Source organism: Candidatus Similichlamydia epinepheli (assembly GCF_003056015.1).
In genome coordinates this window covers 1-4,232 of sequence record NZ_PPEU01000064.1, presented here as the reverse complement: position 1 = coordinate 4,232, position 4,232 = coordinate 1, and the positions used below count along the sequence as shown (strand labels likewise).

The 4,232-nt window shown below is 40.5% G+C and carries 3 protein-coding genes and 2 tRNA genes; 1 reads left to right on the top strand and 4 read right to left on the bottom strand.

What is annotated here, in order from left to right:
• The 4 genes from GCCT14_RS03765 to GCCT14_RS03750 form a co-directional block, all read right to left on the bottom strand.
• The coding region (locus tag GCCT14_RS03765) for an ATP-dependent Clp protease proteolytic subunit (protein WP_192875496.1) at positions 1–147 on the bottom strand (147 nt) is incomplete at its 3' end.
• A 120-nt stretch (positions 148–267) separates the two neighbouring features.
• Positions 268–1,473, bottom strand: a complete 1,206-nt coding sequence (locus tag GCCT14_RS03760; RefSeq protein ID WP_157952580.1) for a trigger factor — start codon at positions 1,471–1,473, stop codon at positions 268–270.
• A gap of 100 nt (positions 1,474–1,573) precedes the next feature.
• A tRNA-Gly gene (locus GCCT14_RS03755) sits at positions 1,574–1,645 on the bottom strand.
• Positions 1,646–1,670: 25 nt separating this feature from the next.
• Positions 1,671–1,743: transfer RNA gene (locus tag GCCT14_RS03750), tRNA-Gly, on the bottom strand.
• A gap of 293 nt (positions 1,744–2,036) precedes the next feature.
• On the opposite strand from GCCT14_RS03750, the gene GCCT14_RS03745 reads away from it, so the two are divergent.
• Positions 2,037–4,202 (top strand): SNF2 helicase associated domain-containing protein, encoded by a 2,166-nt coding sequence (locus tag GCCT14_RS03745; RefSeq protein ID WP_108624299.1) that lies wholly within the window; start codon positions 2,037–2,039, stop codon positions 4,200–4,202.
• The last annotated feature ends 30 nt before the right edge of the window (positions 4,203–4,232 follow it).

Here is a 4,232-nt window from a genome sequence, read left to right as displayed (position 1 = left end):
GAGAAGTTGGGCAATTATGAGATTTGCTGTCTGATCATTAACAGGACCACCTATGAAAACTATTCTATCCATCAACAATCTGGAGAAGATGTCCATCGACCTCTCTCCACGACCAGTGTCTTCTACTACGAATGGAACGAGAGTCATTTTAATTATTACCTCAGTGACATCATTTTGAATTGGTAAAACTACTTCTTTGATTTGCAAAAACAACTCACCAAAAACACTAGAGAGGCATGAAGTTTCCAATCAAAAAGAAATACCAGTTTAATTATTCGGCTTTAGCCAGTTCATTCGTTGCAACAAGAAGAGAAGAACCTCGTGTTGTATAAGTTGAGCTGCCATCCTCTGCCTACCACTTTCTCCCTGTAGCCCAGGTTGATTTTGTGACCAAATGAAATCCCGGCTTTCCTGACTAAGCGATATTCCATGTCGCATAGCAATCGACTCAATTAAGAAAAAAAGTCGTAATGCTTGACGGGCTTGTTCTTCAATTTCTTCTTTCTTTAAACCCTTATTGGAAGAAAAAGAAGCACGAGACTCAACTTCTTTCTCAAGAATAGTCAAAGGCAATTCAAATGAAAGTTTTTTAACGAGAGCTTCTTGTAAAATATTCTTAGCTTCTTCAATGTGGTCAAATTCAATCGAAATATTCAGTTTCTTTCTGATTTCATTCTTTAGTTCATCCACGGAAGACATATTGAAACGTTTAGCAAACGACTCATCCACAGGTGGAGGAATCTTTCTCGCACGGTTGTATGTCTCTAAGAAATACTTTCCACCGGGAACATTCCCCCAATTCTGAGGAAGATCAACCTCTAGTTTTTTGTCAGAAGATGAAAGAATCGCTTTACGAATGGTGTCAGGCATCTCCTTTACAAGGCAACCCCTCTCCTTTTTAGCCTCATTTCCCGAAAGAGAAATCAGTCGATAATCCGTTCGATCTTCTTCACAAATGCGCTCCATATCATCTAAAGGAGTCCATTCAGCAAGAACTGCGCGATATTCATCTATTTTTTTTTCTACATCACCATCAGTAACTTCTTTACGATCAGGAAATGAAACGGAAGATAGATCGATTTCTTCTATTTCAGGAGCTTTAGGATAAACCTCAAAAGAGACATGAAGTTCCAAATCTGACTCTTGATCCAACTTTTTCCAAGAATAAACTATGGGGGGGATAGCTCTAAATGATTGCTGCTCGAGAAAAATATTGACGGTCTTCTTAGCTAAAGAGTCTTGCCATTCACGGTCAATTTTTTCACCAAAAGATTGTAAGACGTGGTCCTTCGGTACTTTGCCTTTGCGAAATCCAGGTAGAGATACTGTTTTTGCAACTTGTTCAACTGATTGTCTATGCGAGTCAATGGCAAAACTAGCCGGAACGGAAAGAACAAATTCAAATCTACAATTGGCTTGAGCAACCTTAGACAAAACTGAGATCGAACAATCCGCTATCTCATTCTTCTTCACTAGTCTGTTCCTAAACTTAATTTTCGAAATTGGGACAACGAGCGGAATCTTCAAAAAGAAAGCAAAGAAATTACTCCGTAATCCAATCGCAGAACAAGGAAGCGGGTAATGAGATTCGAACTCACGACCCTCACGTTGGCAACGTGATGCTCTACCACTGAGCTATACCCGCGTTGAAAAGCCTTCCCAAATCCCAAAGTGGGTGATGAGACTCGAACTCACGACATTCAGCTTGGGAAGCTGACGCTCTACCGGCTGAGCTACACCCACGCTCTGAAGAAACCTTCCTTAAAACCGGAGAGTTTAGACCACCACGTTTTATTTGTAAAAGGTCGCCCTTATCTGTTTTGGATTGAGTGGAAGCTTTTTGATGACAGAGTTCTTTTTAGTGGTAAGACTTCCATTTTATGCGATGCCGTGTCATCTTGCGCAACATGGTTGACAAGTAAGAATTGTGAGATTCGTTTTCTTTCCTTGATTATCTTGAGGCTATTTCACTTCGCGTTTTTTTTTGAGTTCGTGCTTGGACGAAGTTATCCCCATGTTTGTATCCGAGGAATGCAATGTCTGGGTTATTGAACTACAGAAAACTACGTCAAGATTTCTCTTCTGCTTTTCTTAAAGAGGGGAGATTGCTACATGATGCCAAGGCCGTCTGTTCTGTACAGATTTTAGATGTAACGGATAAAGCCATTCGGTTGAAATGCGAAGTCTGGGGGAATTATAACAATCGCCAGACTGGAGAGATAGAAATTGATCGTCAGAACTCGGAAATTGTAGAGAGCATCTGCAATTGTTCTGAGAAGTACGATTGTCAACACCTTGCAGCGACTCTATTTTACTTAGAGGAACATCTGGACTCTCTAATTAGTGGAAGTGCCTCTGCGGCTGCTCTCGTATCCTCTTCACGTCAACAAGAAGATGTGCGTAAATCTGATTTACGCGTCGATCGAGAGTTGGTTAGAGAATACGTAGAGGCTCTTTTGATTCTCTCCTTCAATCCACTCTGTTTACCAACTTGTTCTGTCGACTCTTTTCAACCATTGTCTATAGATTTTTTGATTTCCATTGGGCAAAAGCGTCTTTTTGTTGGGTTTTCCGAAGAAGTTTTTTTTGAAATTCAATTAACTCTTCGTATCCCTGGACGAAGTAAGCCATTGCAAATTGTTCAAGCTCAAGAATTTATTGATGCCGTCAAGTACCAAGATGTAGTGACATTCAATGGGAGACAAGTCGCTCTTTCAAAAGAATGCTTCACAGAAGATTCTTGGAAAATTCTTCGAATAATTTCTGAACAACTAGTGATGTTGTCTGATTCAAAAGTTTCTGTGGAAGGGGCCAAAAGAGTTGTCCCGAAGAAATCTTTTATAGGAATTGAGTCGGTTTCTCAGATTCTTTGTGAGCAAAGGGCTATTTTTGTTAAACGATCCCAGAGTTCTGTACCAGGTGAGAAGATGGATTTCTCACTTATTTTCACACATGGTATGGAGGCTCCTTTTCGATTTTCCGTTGATCCAGTTGAGGTGACTCTAGAGCTGGACGCGATGCAATCTCCAGCCCCTAAGTTGGTTTTGAAGGTTTTGCTAGATCTTGGCGAAACGCGAGTTAATCTGCAGGACGTTACCCTTTTGTTAAAAAGCTCACCTCCTGGGCTGCTCTTTAACTGTGTCTACTACGCGTTTAGAGATGAAGTAATGTCTGCTCATCTTAGGAGAATTGAGCAACTTGACAATCTTGTGATTCCAGAGCCTCTCTGCGGAACATTTCTTGAGCATGTTTTGCCTGAAATGCGGAAGATACTCCGTATTGATAATGAAGAATTAGTCAAGCAGTTCACTACCTATTCATACAAAGGCGAAGTTCGTGGAATCTGCAATGTTTTCTACGTGGGAGGCAAACTAGAAGTTCAATTTTCCTTTCTTTACGGTGATCTAGAAGTGCCTGAATCCGTATCCATGTTGACAGTAGACATCGTTCGAAAATTCATATCAAAAGACGGAATTTTGGCAAGAAGCTTATCTCAAGAGCGCGCCTTAGTAAATGACATGTTCCATCACTTCATTTTCGATTCGGAAACTAGCCTATTTTTGGCAAAAAATGAACGTGCTCTCTTATATTTTATGACTGAAGTGATACCCAAGTATCGAGGTCGTGTTGAATTTCGTTGTCCAGACAATTTATTAGATCAGTTCATATACGACACAACTACATTCAGAGTGGGTCTTTACGAGGGAGTTATTCCAGGACAGTATGAGGCTCACATAGAGGTGAATGGTCATCTTTCGGGTCTCTCGTTGGAACGACTTTGGGAGTGTGTTCTTTACGAAAGGAAGTATGTCGACCTAGTTTCATCTGATAGGAGAAGTGCCGGTAAAAAAATAAAAAGAGTGCTGGTTTTAGATCTAAAGAGGTTAGTAGAAGTAATACATTTCTTCGATGACCTTGGAGTAAAAAAACTGGAGACAGGGGTGTTTCACGTCCCATTTTGGACGTTAGCACAAATCAATCCAAACGAAAGAATCAATGATTTGATTGAGCTGACTATTGATGAGAACCTTTTGGCTCTTCAACGGGAGATGAGCGATTTTCATCTTAGCGAATCGGTTGTAATTTCTCGTGATATAAAAGCAGTTTTTCGTAGCTACCAGGATGAGGGAATTGTCTGGCTAGAGCGATTGCGCAAAATGCATCTGGAATCACAAGATTGTCAAGTTGCTCAATTCTCCTAAGATGAGCAGACATTACTTCATCTCTAAACG